Genomic DNA, 14,445 nt, shown 5'->3' with positions numbered 1-14,445 from the left:
CAGGGAGAGCACGCATGGGCAAGCTGGACGGACGCGTCGTCCTCATCACGGGCGCGGCGCGCGGGCAGGGCGAGCAGGAGGCGAGGCTGTTCGCCGCCGAGGGTGCGCGGGTGGTCCTCGCGGACGTCCTCGACGAGCTGGGCGAACCGCTCGCCAAGGAGATCGGCGGGCTCTACGTCCACCTGGACGTGAGCCGCGAGGCCGACTGGACCGCTGCCGTGGCCGCGGCGAAGGACGCCTACGGGAAGGTCGACGGACTGGTCAACAACGCGGGCATCCTGCGCTTCAACGAGCTGGTCGCGACCCCGCTGGAGGAGTTCCAGCTGATCACGCAGGTCAATCAGGTCGGTACGTTCCTCGGCATCCGCAGTCTCGCCCCCGAGCTCGAGGCGGCCGGCGGCGGCACGATCGTCAACACCGCTTCGTACACGGCGCTCACGGGAATGGCGTACGTGGGCGCCTACGCCGCTTCCAAGCACGCGATTCTCGGCCTGACGCGGGTGGCGGCGCTGGAGCTGGCGGCAAAGGGCGTCCGGGTCAACGCGGTCTGCCCGGGTGCCGTGGACACCCCCATGAGCAATCCGGAGGGCACGGACCCGGGCGCGATCGAGAGCCTGTACCGCACGCTCGTGCCGCTCGGCCGGGTCGGCCGGCCGGAGGAGGTCGCGAAGCTGGCGCTCTTCCTGACCGGCGACGACTCCTCCTACATCACCGGCCAGCCGTTCGTGATCGACGGCGGCTGGCTGGCGGGCGTCAGCGTTCTCTGATGGTTCGTCATCTCTTGACTGCGCGGGCAGCCGGTGGAACAGTCGGCCACATCCAGACCTGACGGTGCGTCAGAAACCGTCGGAGACATGAAGGCGGTGAACCCCCTTGGAATTCGGCCTCTTTGTTCAGGGATACCTCGGCAAGCGCGCCGAGACCGACCCCCTCGCCGAGCACAAGGCGCTGATGGAGGAGACCGAGTACGTCATCCAGGCGGACAAGTCCGGGTTCAAGTACGCCTGGGCCTCCGAGCACCACTTCCTGGAGGAGTACTCCCACCTGTCGGCCAACGACGTCTTTCTCGGCTACCTGGCCCACGCGACCGAACGGATCCACCTCGGCTCGGGCATCTTCAACCCCCTGGCCCCCGTCAACCATCCGGTCAAGGTCGCCGAGAAGGTCGCGATGCTCGACCACCTCTCCCAGGGCCGCTTCGAATTCGGCTCCGGCCGGGGCGCCGGATCCCACGAGATCCTCGGATTCATGCCGGGCATCACCGACATGAACCACACCAAGGAGATCTGGGAGGAGACCATCGCCGAGTTCCCCAAGATGTGGCTCCAGGACGAGTACGTCGGCTTCCAGGGCAAGCACTGGTCCCTGCCGCCGCGGAAGATCCTCCCCAAGCCGTACGGGCCCGCCCACCCGGCCATGTGGTACGCGGCGGGCTCCCCGTCCTCGTACGCCATGGCCGGCAGGAAGGGCCTCGGGGTACTGGGCTTCAGCGTCCAGAAGGTCTCCGACATGGAGTGGGTCCTCGAGTCCTACAAGAACGCGGTGAAGGAGGCGAAGGCGGTCGGCGCGTTCGTCAACGACAACGTGATGGTCACATCGACGGCGATCTGCGCGGAGACGCATGAGCGCGCGGTCGAGATCGCGGTCGGGGGCGGGCTGAACTACCTGCAGTCGCTGCTCTTCCGCTACCACGACACGTTCCCGCGGCCGGAGGGCGTCCCGGAGTGGCCCGAACTGCTGCCGGAGTACACCACGGAGATCATCGAGCTGCTGATAGCCGAGGAGCTGATGATCTGCGGCGACCCGGCGGAGGTGCTGCAGCAGTGCAAGCGGTGGGAACAGGCGGGGGCGGACCAACTGTCGTTCGGGCTGCCGATCGGGGTGTCGTACGAGGACACGATGACGACGATCCGCCTGATCGGTGAGCACGTCATCCCTCAGATCGACACGGACCCGGTCCACCGCACGACGCGTTTCCGCGAGGCGGCCTGACGGGGCGGGGACGCGTGTCCGGGGGCTCCGGCGCCGGGGTCGCCGTCGGGGCTTGAACGTGCCGGTCCTGTCGGGGCCCCGCCCCGAATCCCGCGCATCGATCGCCGGCGGGGCTGAGTTGCCCCGGTGCTTTACCGGGTCCGGGCGGAGCCCGGTTTCGGAAAGGGGCGGGGTGGGGGACGGCCCCGCGCAGCGGCCCCACCCCGCCCCACCCCCCAGCGCGGGCGCCGTCTTCCCGGACCGTCGCCCGTACCGGCCCGGCCGGAGAGCCCGTACCGCCGTCGCGGCCGACCGCGGTGCCTTCCGGCCGGGCCACAGCCACGCCGCCATACCGCCACGCCGCCCCACCCGCGCCCCAGAACCCCACCCGCAGAAGGGGACACCATGCTCGCCCATCTCATCCGCAGCGCGACCGTCGTCGACGGCACCGGCGCCCCCGCCTACCGCGCCGACCTCGGCATCGGCGGCGACGGCCGCATCGCCGTCATCGCCCCACCCGGCCAGGTGACGGAGCCCGCCCGCACCACCGAGGACGCCACCGGTCTCGTCCTCGCTCCAGGCTTCGTCGATCCGCACACCCATTACGACGCCCAGCTGTTCTGGGACCCGTACGCCACCCCGTCCCTGAACCACGGCGTGACCACCGTCGCCGGCGGCAACTGCGGCTTCACTCTCGCCCCGCTCAACCCGGCCCGTCCCGACGACGCCGACTACACGCGCCGGATGATGTCCCGCGTCGAGGGCATGTCCCTGGTGGCGTTGGAGCAGGGCGCGCCCTGGAGTTGGCACACCTTCGGCGAATACCTCGACGCCCTCGACGGCCGCATCGCCGTCAACGCGGGGTTCATGGTCGGCCACTGCGCCCTGCGCCGGTATGTGATGGGCCCGGAGGCGGTCGGCGGCACCCCGACGGCCGCCCAACTCGACGCCATGGTCGCCCTGTTGCACGACGCGATGGACGCCGGCGCCTGGGGGCTGTCCACCACCCAGTCCTCCACCCACTCCGACGGCGACGGCATGCCCGTCCCCTCCCGCCATGCCCGTCCCGACGAGCTCCTCGCGCTCTCCACGGCGGTGGGGGAGCACGAGGGCACCCAGCTCGAGGCGATCGTCGCGGGCTGCCTCGACCAGTTCGGGGACGACGAGATCGACCTCTTGGTCGAGATGAGCGCCGCCGCGGGAAGGCCGCTCAACTGGAACGTGCTGACCATCGACGCCTCCGTGCCCGAACGCGCACCGCGCCAGCTGGTCCCCTCCGAGCGCGCCCGTAAGGCCGGTGGGCGGATCGTCGCGCTCACCATGCCGATCCTGACGCCGATGAACATGTCCTTGGGCACGTTCTGCGCGCTGAACCTCATCCCCGGCTGGGGCGAGATCCTGTCGCTGCCCGTCCCCGAGCGCATCGCGAAGCTCCGCGATCCGGCGACGCGTGCCGAGATGCTGCGCCGTGCCGACTCCAAGGAGGCCGGTGTGTTCCGCCGGCTCGCGAACTTCGGCCGTTACGTCGTCGGCGACACGTACACCGCCGAGAACGAGGGCCTGACCGGCCGGGTCGTCCGCGACCTCGCCGCCGAACGCGGCCAGGACCCGTTCGGGTGCCTGGTGGAGATCTGCGCCAACGACGACCTGCGCACGGTCCTGTGGCCCATGCCCACCGACAACGACCCGGACTCCTGGGCCCTGCGTGCGGAGACCTGGCAGCACGAGGACGTGCTGCTCGGCGGCTCGGACGCCGGCGCGCACCTGGACCGGATGTGTGGCGCGCCGTACACGACCCGCTTCCTCGGCGACTGTCTCCGGGGTCGGAAACTGGTCGGCCTGGAGCATGCCGTGAAGATGCTGACCGACGATCCGGCGAAGCTCTTCGGCCTGCGTGGACGCGGCAGGATCGCCGTGGGCCACCACGCCGATCTGGTCCTTTTCGACCCGGAGCGAATCGACGCCGGCCCGGCGACGCTCGTGCACGACCTGCCGGGCGACAGCCCGCGACTCGACGCGAAGGCCATCGGCATCGTGTCGGTCCGCGTCAACGGCGTGGAGACGATACGGAACGACGAGGTGACCGGCGCCGTACCGGGCATCGTGCTCCGGTCGGGGCGGGACACCAGGACGGTGTCGACCCGATGAGGGCGCAGCGGCTGTTCATCGCGGGGGAGTGGGTCGAGCCGGACGACGGCCATTACGAGGTGATCGACCCGGCCACGGAGGGGGTCGTCGGCCTCGCCCCCGAGGCGAGCCGCACCCAGGTCCGCGACGCCGCCGCCGCCGCCCGTGCGGCCTTCCCGGCCTGGTCCCGTACGAAGCCGGAGGAGCGGGCCGCGATCCTGGACCGGGCGGCCTCCCTCGTCCAACGGGACGGCGAAGCGCACACGGAGCTCGCCCGCGCCGAGAGCGGCGCGACGACGGCGACCGCCCGCGGAATGCAGGTCGCGGTCGGCGCGGCCCGTTTCCGCCGTTACGCCAAGGGTGCGCTGGAGCCGGTCGAACAGGCCGTGCCGCCGCAGATCAACGCCGCGGGCCCGATGGGCAGGTCGGGTGTCTTCGGCGCGATCGCGGTCCGCCGCCCGGTCGGCGTGGTCACCTGCATCACCTCGTACAACAATCCGTGGGCGAACCCGGCCGGCAAGGTCGCGCCCGCGCTGGCGATGGGCAACACGGTCGTCGTGAAGCCCGCGCCGCAGGACCCGCTGTCGGTCTACCGGATGGCGGCGGCGCTGGAGGAGGCCGGCGCACCGCCCGGCACGGTCAACGTGGTCACCGGTTCCGCGCCCGCCGTCGGTGAGGCGGCCGTCGACTCCCCGGACGTCGACATGGTCAGCTTCACCGGTTCCACGGCGGTCGGCCGACGCATCGCCGAGGTGTGCGGCCGCGGGATGAAGCGTCAGCTGATGGAGCTCGGCGGCAAGGGCGCGGCGCTCGTCTTCGACGACGCGGACATCGAGGCGGCGGTCCGCGGGATCGGCACGACGTTCTCGTTCTACAGCGGGCAGATCTGTACGGCGCCGACGCGGGTGATCGCGCAGCGCGGGGTGTACGACCGCCTCGTCGAGGGGCTCGCGCGGTACGCCGCACATCTGAAGGTCGGCGATCCGTCCGACCCGGCGACGGTCGTCGGACCGGTCATCTCGGCGGCGCACCGCGACCGTGTGGAGGCGTACGTCGAGCTGGGCAGGAAGGAAGGCGCGCGTCTGGTGGCGGGAGGCGAGCGCCCCGCGTACGACAGGGGCTTCTACGTCGCACCGACCCTCTTCGCCGACTGCACCAACGACATGCGGGTGGTGCGGGAGGAGATCTTCGGTCCTGTGGTGGTCGTGGTCCCGTTCGACGACGAAGAGGAGGGCGTCGCGCTCGCCGACGACGGCGACTACGGCCTGATCGACTACGTCTGGTCCAGCGATGTGGCGCGGGCGTTCCGAGTCGCCGGAGAGCTGCGGGCAGGCGGGGTCGGGGTGAACACGGTCGGCCGGAACATGGAGGCGCCGTTCGGCGGGTTCAAGCGGAGCGGGGTGGGCCGGGACGTCGGCTCGTACGCGCTGCATGCGTACAGCGAGCTCCAAGCGGTGGTGTGGCCGGGCTGACGTCGTGCTGCAACCCTTGGGAATGCGGGGCCCGTAAAAAGACACGGGAAATTTTGGAATCGGACAAATCGGGTGTTGCTGCGGTTTCCGCATCTCGGAAGACCGGCGGTGACGCCTCCTGATGTATCACTGGTAACGGCAATGCGTCTTCCAAACATCGACCGTCTCGCCATTACGCCCTTGGAATCGAACGCTGAGGATCCCCCACGATGCGGACTTCAATCATCCGGATGTGGAAACCGCAGCACTTAACGTCCTCCTCATGACTCAGCTCGATGCGCGGCCACAGGCCGGAGACACGGTACGGAGCGCCCCTGACGGGGGTGTCCGCACCAAGGGCCTCGGCGGGAACTCCGTCGGCCTGATGGGCGGAGCCGTCATCGGCGTCTCGACAGTCGCCCCCGTTTACTGCCTGACTTCCACCCTGGGGCCGACCGTCTCGGAAGTGGGGCTCCAGATGCCCGCGATCTTCCTGGCGGGCTTTCTGCCGATGCTGCTCGTGGCCTTCGCGTACCGGGAGCTCAACAAGGCAGTGCCGGACTGCGGCACCTCCTTCACCTGGTCGGTGAAGGCCTTCGGGCCAAAGATCGGCTGGATGTGCGGCTGGGGCCTGCTGGTGGCCACCGTCGTGGTCCTGTCCAACCTTGCCGGCGTGGCCACGTCGTTCTTCTGGCTCACCGCTGGGGAGATCACGGGCAGCGACGGTGTCGCCGCCCTCGACGGCAACAAGGCCGTCCACATCCTCACCACCCTCGCCTTCATCGCCGTCGCCACGGCCATCAGCTACCGGGGCATCACCGCGACCAAGTGGGTCCAGTACGCCCTGGTCGGGCTCCAGCTCACCGTCATCGTCATGTTCGCCGCCATGGCGGTCATGAAGTCCGACGAGGTGGCGGGCTCCCTGGACTTCTCGCTGTCCTGGATGAACCCCTTCGGCATCGAGTCCTTCTCCGCCTTCACCGCCGGACTCTCCCTCTCGATCTTCATTTACTGGGGCTGGGACGCCTGTCTGTCCATCAACGAGGAGAGCGTCGGCAGCTCCCGCACGCCCGGCCGCTCCGCCATGCTCGCCATGGTCGTGATCGTCGCCTCGTACCTGATGGTCGCCATCGCGGTGCAGATGTACGCCGGTATCGGCGAGGAGGGCACCGGCCTCGGCAATCCGGACACCTCCGACAACGTGTTCGCCGTCCTGGCCGACCCGGTCATGGGCTCCGGTCTCGGCATCCTGCTCTTCGTCGCGGTGCTCGCATCCGCCGCGGCGAGCCTGCAGACCACCTTCATCCCGGTCGCCCGTACCGCTCTCGCGATGAGCGCGTACGACGCCATGCCGAAGGCTTTCGCCAAGGTCCACCCGCGCTTCAAGACCCCCGGCCTCGCCACCGTGGTCGCGGGCATCGCCACCGGCGCCTTCTACACGGTGATGAGCCTCGTCAGTGAGAACGTCCTCGTCGACACCATCTACGCCCTCGGCCTGATGATCTGCTTCTACTACTCGATCACGGCCTTCGCCTGCGTCTGGTTCTTCCGCAAGGAGCTGACCCGGTCGACCGCCAACCTGCTCGTCAAGGGCGTCCTGCCCGGCGTCGGCGGCCTGATGCTCACCGCCGTCTTCGCCAAGACCCTCTACGACATGTGGGACCCGGCCTACGGCTCCGGCTCGTCGGTCCTCGGCATGGGCTCGGTGTTCGTCATCGGCGTCGGCCTGCTCCTGCTCGGAGTCGTCCTGATGCTCGTCATGCAGCGCCGCAGCCCGGCGTTCTTCCGGGGCGAGGTGCTGACGAAGGAGACGCCGTCGCTGGTCATGGCGGACTGAGCAGCCGACCGTCGGTGCCGGGTCCTAGGGTCGCCTGCATGACGAAGCCGTTGATCCGGGCCAAGGAAGCCGGCGGGAAGTCCATCGACGACCCGTCGGAGGTGGCCGTCCACGACATGCTCGCCGACATGAATCTGTCCCACCCGTTCGTGATCGTCGAGCGGACCGACAGAGAACCGGTGGACCAGCACTTCATGCAGGTCTACCTGAACGACGACTTCAGCTACCAGGTCGAGTACCGCGAGGGCGGCGACCCACTGCACTTCGAGGCGCACGTGCCCTGTCAGGGAGACGTCATCGGCCCCGAGCCGGTCGCGAAGATCATCGGAGACTGGATGCGCGGTGGCCACGCGTGGCGCACGGCACTGCCCTGGACCCCGCTCTTCCCGATCGGCAAGGACCGCCGGTAGGGAGCGCGGGGCCTGGGCAGGCGGCCGTTTCGGCGTCGTCAGGCCGTCCGCTCGGCAGCGCCGCGCTCGACGCAGAACTCGTTGCCCTCCAGGTCCGCCAGCGTCACCCACCCCCGGCCGTCCGGGACACGGTGGTCGCCCACCAGGGCCGCCCCCAGGGCCAGCAGGCGGTCCACCTCCTCGTCCCGGGTGCGGTCCGTCGGCACGATGTCCAGGTGGACGCGGTTCTTCACCGTCTTCGACTCGGGGACGGTGACGAACAGCAGCGCCCCGCCCTTCGACTCGACGAGCGCCTCGGGGTCGCCGGGCGCGTCCTCGTCGGAGACCCGGGCGTCGAGCACCTCGGCCCAGAAGGTGGCCAGCCGGTAGGCGTCGGCGCAGTCGATGGTGATGTGGCGAACAAGTGATCCCATGCCCCGGACCCTAGAGACCTCCGGGGTGTTCCACATCTGCTTTTCCCCGCCCACCAGTTGTCCGCCACCGCCGGTCAATGTCCCCCGAGGAAAATCGGGTTGGTGAGCGCGGCCGGTGCCCCCGGCAGCGGCGGCATCACGGCCGGGTGCCGCACCTCGGCCCGTACATAGGTGGCGTACTGCGCGGTCGTACGCCACTCCACCGTCCCCGCGCCGTCCGCCGGCAGCGCCGCCGTGTGCAGTACGCCCTGGTCGGTGACGAAGCGGACCGAGCAGCCGGGCGCGCCCGTCACCTCCAGCCGTACCGTCACCGGGTCGTCGTCCGCCACGCGCAGCCGCTCACCGATGCCGGCATGCCGCCCGCGCCCGCCCGCTGCGGAGAACGTCACCGACACGTCCTGGGACTCGGCGATGTAACTGCGCCCGGCCCTGATCCCTTCGAGGATCGCCTCGCGCGTCAGATCATCGGCGAGCACGACGGTCTGCGGCGTGCCGATCGGGTCGGGGTCGCGGTGCGCGTCGCTGCTGCCCATGGCCGGTGTCCAGCGCTTCCCGCCGCGGGCGGCGACGGCGAGCGCGCTGTCCCAGTCCGCGAGCGAGACCTCGTCGTCGGGCGTGTACGGCCCGTTCCAGACCTCCACCGCATCGGCGTCCCCGAAGCCGAACTTCCAGTTGCAGCCGATGCAGGTGGCGTGCGGATGCGCCGGTACGACAAGGCCGCCGGCCCGCCTGATCGCGCGGGCGTAGTGCCCGAAGCGGTTGTCGCGCGCCCGGTAGCGCCAGTCGACGAACGTCCCCGGGTCGGTGCCCAGTGCCACCACGTGCCCGTTGCGGGTGGTGACCTCCTCGCCGAGCAGAATCAGCAGGTCATCGCCCGCCTGGTCGGCCCAGTGGGCGTGCGCGGAGTGGGTGTTGTGCTCGGACGAGTTGATGAAGTCGAGCCCGGCGGCCCGCGCGAGGGCAGCGATCTCGGCGGGGGTGCGCCTGCCGTCCGAGTACCAGGAGTGGATGTGGCAGTCGCCCCGGTACCAGGCGCGCCCGCGTCCCTTGGCGCGTTCGGCGGGATAAACCGGCTTGCGGCGCTCCGGCGCGGGCCCGTACTCGAGCGTGACGGTGACCTCGTAGGCGAGGCCCTGCGGTGCGACGGTGTACGGCCCGAGGGCGATGTACCAGGTCCCGGGGCGGACCGGCCCCGGGATGTACCCGGGAGTGGCGTCGTCCGCCCGGACGAAGAACTCGGACCGCGCCCCGCCCGACCACCCCCGGAAGCCTTCGCCGCCCAGCTCGGTGCCGCGCTCGTCGAACAGGCCGATGTCGAGGGCGTTGCCGGCCGTACCGGCGGGGACCGCAGGCTTCTCGTACGTGTACGAGACGCGGATCTCCCGCACGCCGCGTGGCACGTCGACCGGCAGGTAGACGTAGTCGGGCGAGCCGGGCGGCAGCGTGCCGCGCACGACCTCGGTCTGCGTGCCGCCGTCGCGGGGCGTGCCGCTCCCGCGGGGCGCGGCGCTCGCGAAGCTCACGCTGCCCAAGGTAAGGGCGGCGGCCGCCCCCGTCACGATGAGCCCGCGCCGAGCCATCGCGTGTTCTGCGTGGCTGGTGTGTCCCGCGTGTTCTTCCTCGTTGCACATGCCGTCGGCTCCCCAGGGTGTCGAGAGGGACAGGAGTGATGCAGCTTGCAGTCGAACCCTGGTATTGAGCCGTTAACGTGCGGCCAAGGGAAGGGATTTGACGAACGACGCCGTCATGACCGGCGACGAGCGATCCCCCTACGGCATACGTTGGGCGTATGCGGATCTCGACCACCATCTTCCTGACCGACGAGACGATCAGCCCGGTGCGGCTGGCCCGGGAGCTGGAGCAGCGGGGCTTCGCCGGCCTGTACGTCCCGGAGCACACCCACATCCCGGTGGAGCGGTCCACCGGCTACCCGGCGGGCGGCGAACTGCCGAGCGAATACGGCCGCACCCTCGACCCGTTCGTGGCCCTGGCGCAGGCGGCGGCCGTAACGTCGAGGCTGACTCTCGGCACGGGCATCACCCTGGTCGCCCAGCACGACCCGATCGACCTGGCGAAGCAGATCGCCACGCTGGACCACGTCTCCGGCGGCCGTTTCACGCTGGGTGTCGGCTTCGGCTGGAACAAGGAGGAGGCGGCGGACCACGGGGTCGAGTGGCCGACGCGCCGCGAGCTCGTGCTGGACCGGATGCGGCTGATGCGAGCCCTGTGGGCGCCGGAACCCACCGCGTACAAGGGCGAGTTCGGATCGGTCCGCCCGTCCTCGGCCTTCCCCAAACCGGCCTGCGGAGCCCCCCGCATCCTGGTCGGCGGCGCGGCGGGCCCGAAACTGTTCTCCCACATCACGGAGTACGCGGACGGCTGGCTCCCGATCGGCGGCCGGGGCCTCACGGAGACCGTGCCGCAGCTGCGCGCCGCGTGGGAGTCGGCGGGCCGCGACCCGAAGACCCTCCAGATCGTCCCGTACGCGGTCCGCCCGTCGACGGGCAAGCTGGCGCACTACACGGAGCTGGGCGTGGAGGAGGTCGTGCTGCAACTCCCGCCGGGTGACGAGCCGGAGGTGCTGCGGGTGCTGGACGAGTACGCGCAGTACCTGTAGGAGGCGCCAGGAGTCAGGCGGAGTACGGATCCCGGACGTCCCTCACCTCGGCCTCGTCGACGACGCGAGCGTCAGCGGGGAAGTCGTTGTCGCGGTGCAGCACGACCAGACCGTGGTGGACCGCCGTGGCGCACACCAGCAGGTCCAACGGGCCTGCACCGCGATGCTGGCCCTTCTGCGTGAGCTTGTACTGTGCCGTGCCGACCCAGGACCATGCACCCCCGGGAACCCGGACGGTCGAGAACATGCTGTGGAGCCGCTCCTCGAGGTCATCCCGGTGGGCCGGGCTGGTCGCCGAGCGGAGAAACTCGGCCGTGGTGGGCTCGCAGATCAGCACGAGGCCGGACTCGATGAACGGTGCCCATGCTGCCCGTGCTTCGCGCACGCGCAGGAGTTCCCACACGGCCGATGTGTGGACCGACGGTCATGACGTCAAGAGAGCGGCGGCCGTCGCGCAGTGCTTGCACAGCCCCGGCTCCGGCGCGCGGAACGCGAGGTCGCATGCGTCGCAGGTCTGAAACGGGTCCGGGCGCGGCGCGGCAGGAGTTGCGGCCGGGAGCGGAGGCGGCAGCAGCGCCGTCAGCCGGTACCGGAGCAACGCCGCCGGGTGGTGCAGCTGCCCGGCGGGCAGCTCGGCCGTCAGCGCCCGCCGCACGGCGTCGGGCGCGACGCCGCGCGCCAGCCAGGCGTCGACGGCCGGCGCGAGCCGGGCGACGTCCCGCCGGGAGAGCAGCAGCCGGGGATCGTGACGGCGCAGGTCCGCGAGGAGCGCGGCGGGGACGGGGCTCGTGGGGACGGGAGCGGCCGGCGCCGTGGGCCTGGGCTTCGGTGCCACGGGCTCGGGCTCGGGCTCGCGTTCGGGATCGGGGCGTGGTGGGGGCGGCGGCGTGGGCTCTGCCGCCGGCCCGGGCGGTGGTGGTGCCTCCGGCACGGGCCGGACCGTCGCCTCCCGTCGCACACGGTCGCGCAGCGCGGGCGGGTTGTTGAACGACTCCGTCGTCGTGATCAGCTGCCCCGAGGGCAGCCGCACTCGCGTACGCCGCAGATACCCGTGCTGTTCAAGCTCGTTGAGCGCGTCCGTGATGCGGTCCTCGCCCTCTGGGAACCGCTCGGTGAGCTTCTTGATCGAGATCCTGGTGCCCGCGCGGAGCGACTGGATGTGGACGGACAGCCCGATCGCTGTCAGCGACAGGCCGCTGTGCTGGGCGAGATGGTTGCCGACCACGACGAAGCGGTCATTGTGCGGCAGGTTGATGTGCCGGATACCGACCGCGGGAACGGGCGGCGACGCGCACACGGGCGCGTTAAGCTGCGCTACAGCCATGGGGAAGGCCTATTTCCTCGTTGGTGAGGCCCTCGATCGGGATGCCAGTCCCGGCCGGGGGCCGCCGCATTTCTGCGGTTGCTGTGGCTGAGCTTGCACGGCGTAGCGGCATATGCGCCAGTTGAGTTGGGGTGGATCACCCGTCCGAGTGAGCGGAGGGTGAGGTGGGGTGGGGTTGGTTCTTTCCCTGGTTCTTAAAGCTTTTTGAAGCGGGGACCTCGGGGTCCTGGAGAACCGGGACCGGGAAACCCCGATCCGGCCCAACCATGACAAATCGCCGCCGTATGGGCGCGCTTGCCCGCCCCGTGAGGCCCGTGTGTGCGCCTCAGCGAGCGGACACGGCCCGGGCGTACGCGACGAAGTCGCCCCAGGCGGCGGGCGCGACGGCCAGCCGGGGCCCGGCGAGGTCCTTGGAGTCGCGGACGTGGACGGTCGCCGATGCGGTCGCGACCTCGACGCAGGAGCCTCCTTCGCCGCCACTGTGACTGCTCTTGAACCAGTGGAGCTGCTGCTCGGTGTTCATCGCTCTCCCAGCATCTTCTCGATCAGGGCCAGGGACTCCCGGGCGTTCAGGGCTTGAGATCGAAGAATGCCATAGCGAGCGGTGATCAGACGGACCTGTTCCGCATCGGTGATCAATCGTGGATAGCCCTGTACCTCTGTGTAGGCCACCTGTTGGCGAGCCTCAGCAGTGAGCAGGGTGAAGACCCCGTCCACGTTGGGATGTTCTTCCCGATCCGTCGGCATGACCTGGAGCTCCACAGTCCGCATACGCCCCACGCGCAGGAGCTGACGCAGCTGAGCCTCGTGCACGGCGCGGCCGCCGATCGGCCGCTGCAGCGCAGCCTCCTCCACGATGAAGCTGCACGTAGGCGCCGGCCATCGCTCGAAGAGCTGCTGGCGCGCGAGCCGGTCGGCGACTCGAATCACGATGGTGTCCTCATCGAGCAGAGGGCGACGCTGAGAGAAAATGGCCCGCGCGTAGTCCTCTGTCTGCAGCAGACCATGTACGACCTGGTTGCTGTAGTCGTGCAGTTCTACTGCTCCCGCCTCCAACTTGGCGTAATTCCGGTACCACTCCGGATGCCGGGTCCGAGCCTTCGCCTGCGCCTCCCGTACGTCCGGTACCGCCGCCCTCAGTACGCCCCGCGCGTCCAGCAGCTCGTCCGCGCGCTCGAGGAAGTCCGGCTGCGGCGTGCGGACGCCGCGTTCCATCGCCGAAATCAGCGCCTCGCCGCAGTGCGTAGCCGCGCCAAGCTCCTTCTGGCTCAGCCCGGTGGCCTCGCGCAGCACCTTGATCTGCTTTCCGAGCGCACGGAACAGATGCGTGGTCCCGTCCACCTCGGCCGGCCGTTCCGGCCGCTCGTCGCGTTCAGAGTCCGCCATGCCCCGACCTGCCTCTCGCCTCACCGCCTGCACGGTCACGCCCGACGACCCGCACACCGCGGCCCGCGTACTCGCACAACGACGCTCCGTCGACCGGCAACCCCTGGTCAGGGTAGGCAGAGCCGGACACGCTCGGTGACGTGAATACGGAAACGACCACCTGCAAGGCTGAGTTCGTCCAGCGCTTCACCGCCACCCGCCGCGGTGCCCGCCTCGCCCGCCGCCTGGCGGTCCAGCAACTCGACGCATGGGGCTACGTGCACGGCACGCACGCGTCCGACACGGTGGCCCATATCGTCGCGGAACTAGCGACGAACGCGGTGACCCACGGCCGCGTACCGGGCCGCGACTTCGAGCTGCGCCTGCTGCTGTCGACCTCAGGCGCCCTGCGTATCGAGGTCTCCGACACCCGCACCGAACGCCTCCCGTCCCTCGTGCCCGAGCCGGTGACCCCGGACGTCGAGTCGGGCCGCGGCCTGCTCCTGGTGGACGGGCTGGCGGACGACTGGGGCGTCACGCCACGCCCCTTGGGAAAAACGGTCTGGGCGACTGTGACCACTGGCGGTACTTGTGATCAGTCCGACGCCGACCTGGCTCGAAACATGTCTTGAGGAGGGCAACTCACGTCTCGGTCTTTGCCCGAGCCCGCCACTATCTCCCACGTCTGCCCAGAAGTCGCAGTTGCACCTGCTGCAGGCGTCCGCCCGACTTCCGATGGGCGCAGAGGGGGACTGCAGGCGGGATTGTCCATCCGTCAGGCCGTGACGTCGTCTCTCGCACTCCCAGGTCCGTGACGCCTTCGTATTTGACGAGAACGGCCTACGCGGAAGCGGCCCTGCGAGCCGAGTCGAAGGAGGGTTACACACTCTGCATCCAGATTATCGCTGTATTTCAACATCGCGTCTTGCG

At 70.1% G+C, this 14,445-nt stretch carries 14 protein-coding genes; 8 read left to right on the top strand and 6 right to left on the bottom strand.

From position 1 onward, the window contains the following. Positions 1 to 14 precede the first annotated feature (14 nt). The 6 genes from ACIQ7Q_RS16055 to ACIQ7Q_RS16030 all read left to right on the top strand — a co-directional run bounded on the left by ACIQ7Q_RS16055 (position 15) and on the right by ACIQ7Q_RS16030 (position 7,796). Entirely contained in the window at positions 15 to 767 is a 753-nt protein-coding gene (locus ACIQ7Q_RS16055) for an SDR family NAD(P)-dependent oxidoreductase (RefSeq protein WP_403861279.1), read from the top strand. A gap of 106 nt (positions 768 to 873) precedes the next feature. Continuing rightward, a complete protein-coding gene (locus ACIQ7Q_RS16050; RefSeq protein WP_403861276.1) occupies positions 874 to 1,992 on the top strand; it encodes an LLM class flavin-dependent oxidoreductase in 1,119 nt (372 codons plus the stop codon). 384 nt (positions 1,993 to 2,376) lie between these two features. Beyond that, positions 2,377 to 4,119, top strand: coding sequence for an amidohydrolase family protein (locus ACIQ7Q_RS16045; protein ID WP_403861273.1), 1,743 nt, complete (start codon positions 2,377 to 2,379; stop codon positions 4,117 to 4,119). Further along, entirely contained in the window at positions 4,116 to 5,570 is a 1,455-nt protein-coding gene (locus ACIQ7Q_RS16040) for an aldehyde dehydrogenase family protein (RefSeq protein WP_403861270.1), read from the top strand. Before ACIQ7Q_RS16045 ends, ACIQ7Q_RS16040 begins: the two co-directional genes overlap by 4 nt. 262 nt (positions 5,571 to 5,832) lie before the next feature. After that, the gene (locus ACIQ7Q_RS16035; protein WP_403861267.1) at positions 5,833 to 7,386 is read left to right on the top strand and encodes an APC family permease; all 1,554 of its coding nucleotides are present in this window, start codon (positions 5,833 to 5,835) and stop codon (positions 7,384 to 7,386) included. 38 nt (positions 7,387 to 7,424) lie between these two features. Then, positions 7,425 to 7,796 carry a hypothetical protein gene (locus ACIQ7Q_RS16030; protein WP_403861264.1) on the top strand — a complete coding sequence of 124 codons (372 nt, stop codon included), beginning with the start codon at positions 7,425 to 7,427 and terminating at the stop codon, positions 7,794 to 7,796. A gap of 38 nt (positions 7,797 to 7,834) precedes the next feature. On the opposite strand, the gene ACIQ7Q_RS16025 is transcribed toward ACIQ7Q_RS16030, so the two are convergent. Continuing rightward, a complete protein-coding gene (locus tag ACIQ7Q_RS16025) occupies positions 7,835 to 8,209 on the bottom strand; it encodes a VOC family protein (RefSeq protein WP_403861261.1) in 375 nt (124 codons plus the stop codon). A 74-nt stretch (positions 8,210 to 8,283) separates the two neighbouring features. Continuing rightward, the gene (locus ACIQ7Q_RS16020) at positions 8,284 to 9,840 is read right to left on the bottom strand and encodes a CehA/McbA family metallohydrolase (protein ID WP_403861258.1); all 1,557 of its coding nucleotides are present in this window, start codon (positions 9,838 to 9,840) and stop codon (positions 8,284 to 8,286) included. 158 nt (positions 9,841 to 9,998) lie between these two features. Here ACIQ7Q_RS16020 and ACIQ7Q_RS16015 point away from each other — a divergent pair, with 158 nt between their 5' ends. Then, positions 9,999 to 10,826: an LLM class F420-dependent oxidoreductase gene (locus tag ACIQ7Q_RS16015; protein ID WP_403861255.1), complete on the top strand. Its 828-nt coding sequence runs from the start codon at positions 9,999 to 10,001 to the stop codon at positions 10,824 to 10,826. Positions 10,827 to 10,839: 13 nt separating this feature from the next. Here ACIQ7Q_RS16015 and ACIQ7Q_RS16010 read toward each other — a convergent pair whose 3' ends face one another. The 4 genes from ACIQ7Q_RS16010 to ACIQ7Q_RS15995 form a co-directional block, all read right to left on the bottom strand. Further along, entirely contained in the window at positions 10,840 to 11,229 is a 390-nt protein-coding gene (locus tag ACIQ7Q_RS16010; RefSeq protein ID WP_403861252.1) for a PIN domain-containing protein, read from the bottom strand. Between the two features lie 21 nt (positions 11,230 to 11,250). Beyond that, the gene (locus tag ACIQ7Q_RS16005; protein WP_403861250.1) at positions 11,251 to 12,150 is read right to left on the bottom strand and encodes a helix-turn-helix domain-containing protein; all 900 of its coding nucleotides are present in this window, start codon (positions 12,148 to 12,150) and stop codon (positions 11,251 to 11,253) included. 325 nt (positions 12,151 to 12,475) lie between these two features. Continuing rightward, positions 12,476 to 12,673, bottom strand: a complete 198-nt coding sequence (locus tag ACIQ7Q_RS16000; RefSeq protein WP_403861247.1) for a DUF397 domain-containing protein — start codon at positions 12,671 to 12,673, stop codon at positions 12,476 to 12,478. Continuing rightward, positions 12,670 to 13,536, bottom strand: coding sequence for a Scr1 family TA system antitoxin-like transcriptional regulator (locus ACIQ7Q_RS15995; RefSeq protein WP_403861244.1), 867 nt, complete (start codon positions 13,534 to 13,536; stop codon positions 12,670 to 12,672). The genes ACIQ7Q_RS16000 and ACIQ7Q_RS15995 overlap by 4 nt, the downstream gene beginning before the upstream one ends. A gap of 140 nt (positions 13,537 to 13,676) precedes the next feature. On the opposite strand from ACIQ7Q_RS15995, the gene ACIQ7Q_RS15990 reads away from it, so the two are divergent. After that, a complete protein-coding gene (locus ACIQ7Q_RS15990; RefSeq protein WP_403861241.1) occupies positions 13,677 to 14,147 on the top strand; it encodes an ATP-binding protein in 471 nt (156 codons plus the stop codon). Positions 14,148 to 14,445: the final 298 nt, after the last annotated feature.

The sequence above is a fragment of the Streptomyces sp. NPDC096176 genome (assembly GCF_044763255.1).
In the GTDB taxonomy this organism is placed as follows: Bacteria; Actinomycetota; Actinomycetes; order Streptomycetales; family Streptomycetaceae; genus Streptomyces.
Note: the sequence above shows the minus strand (reverse complement) of the source record. Positions and strands in the feature narration are given on the sequence as shown.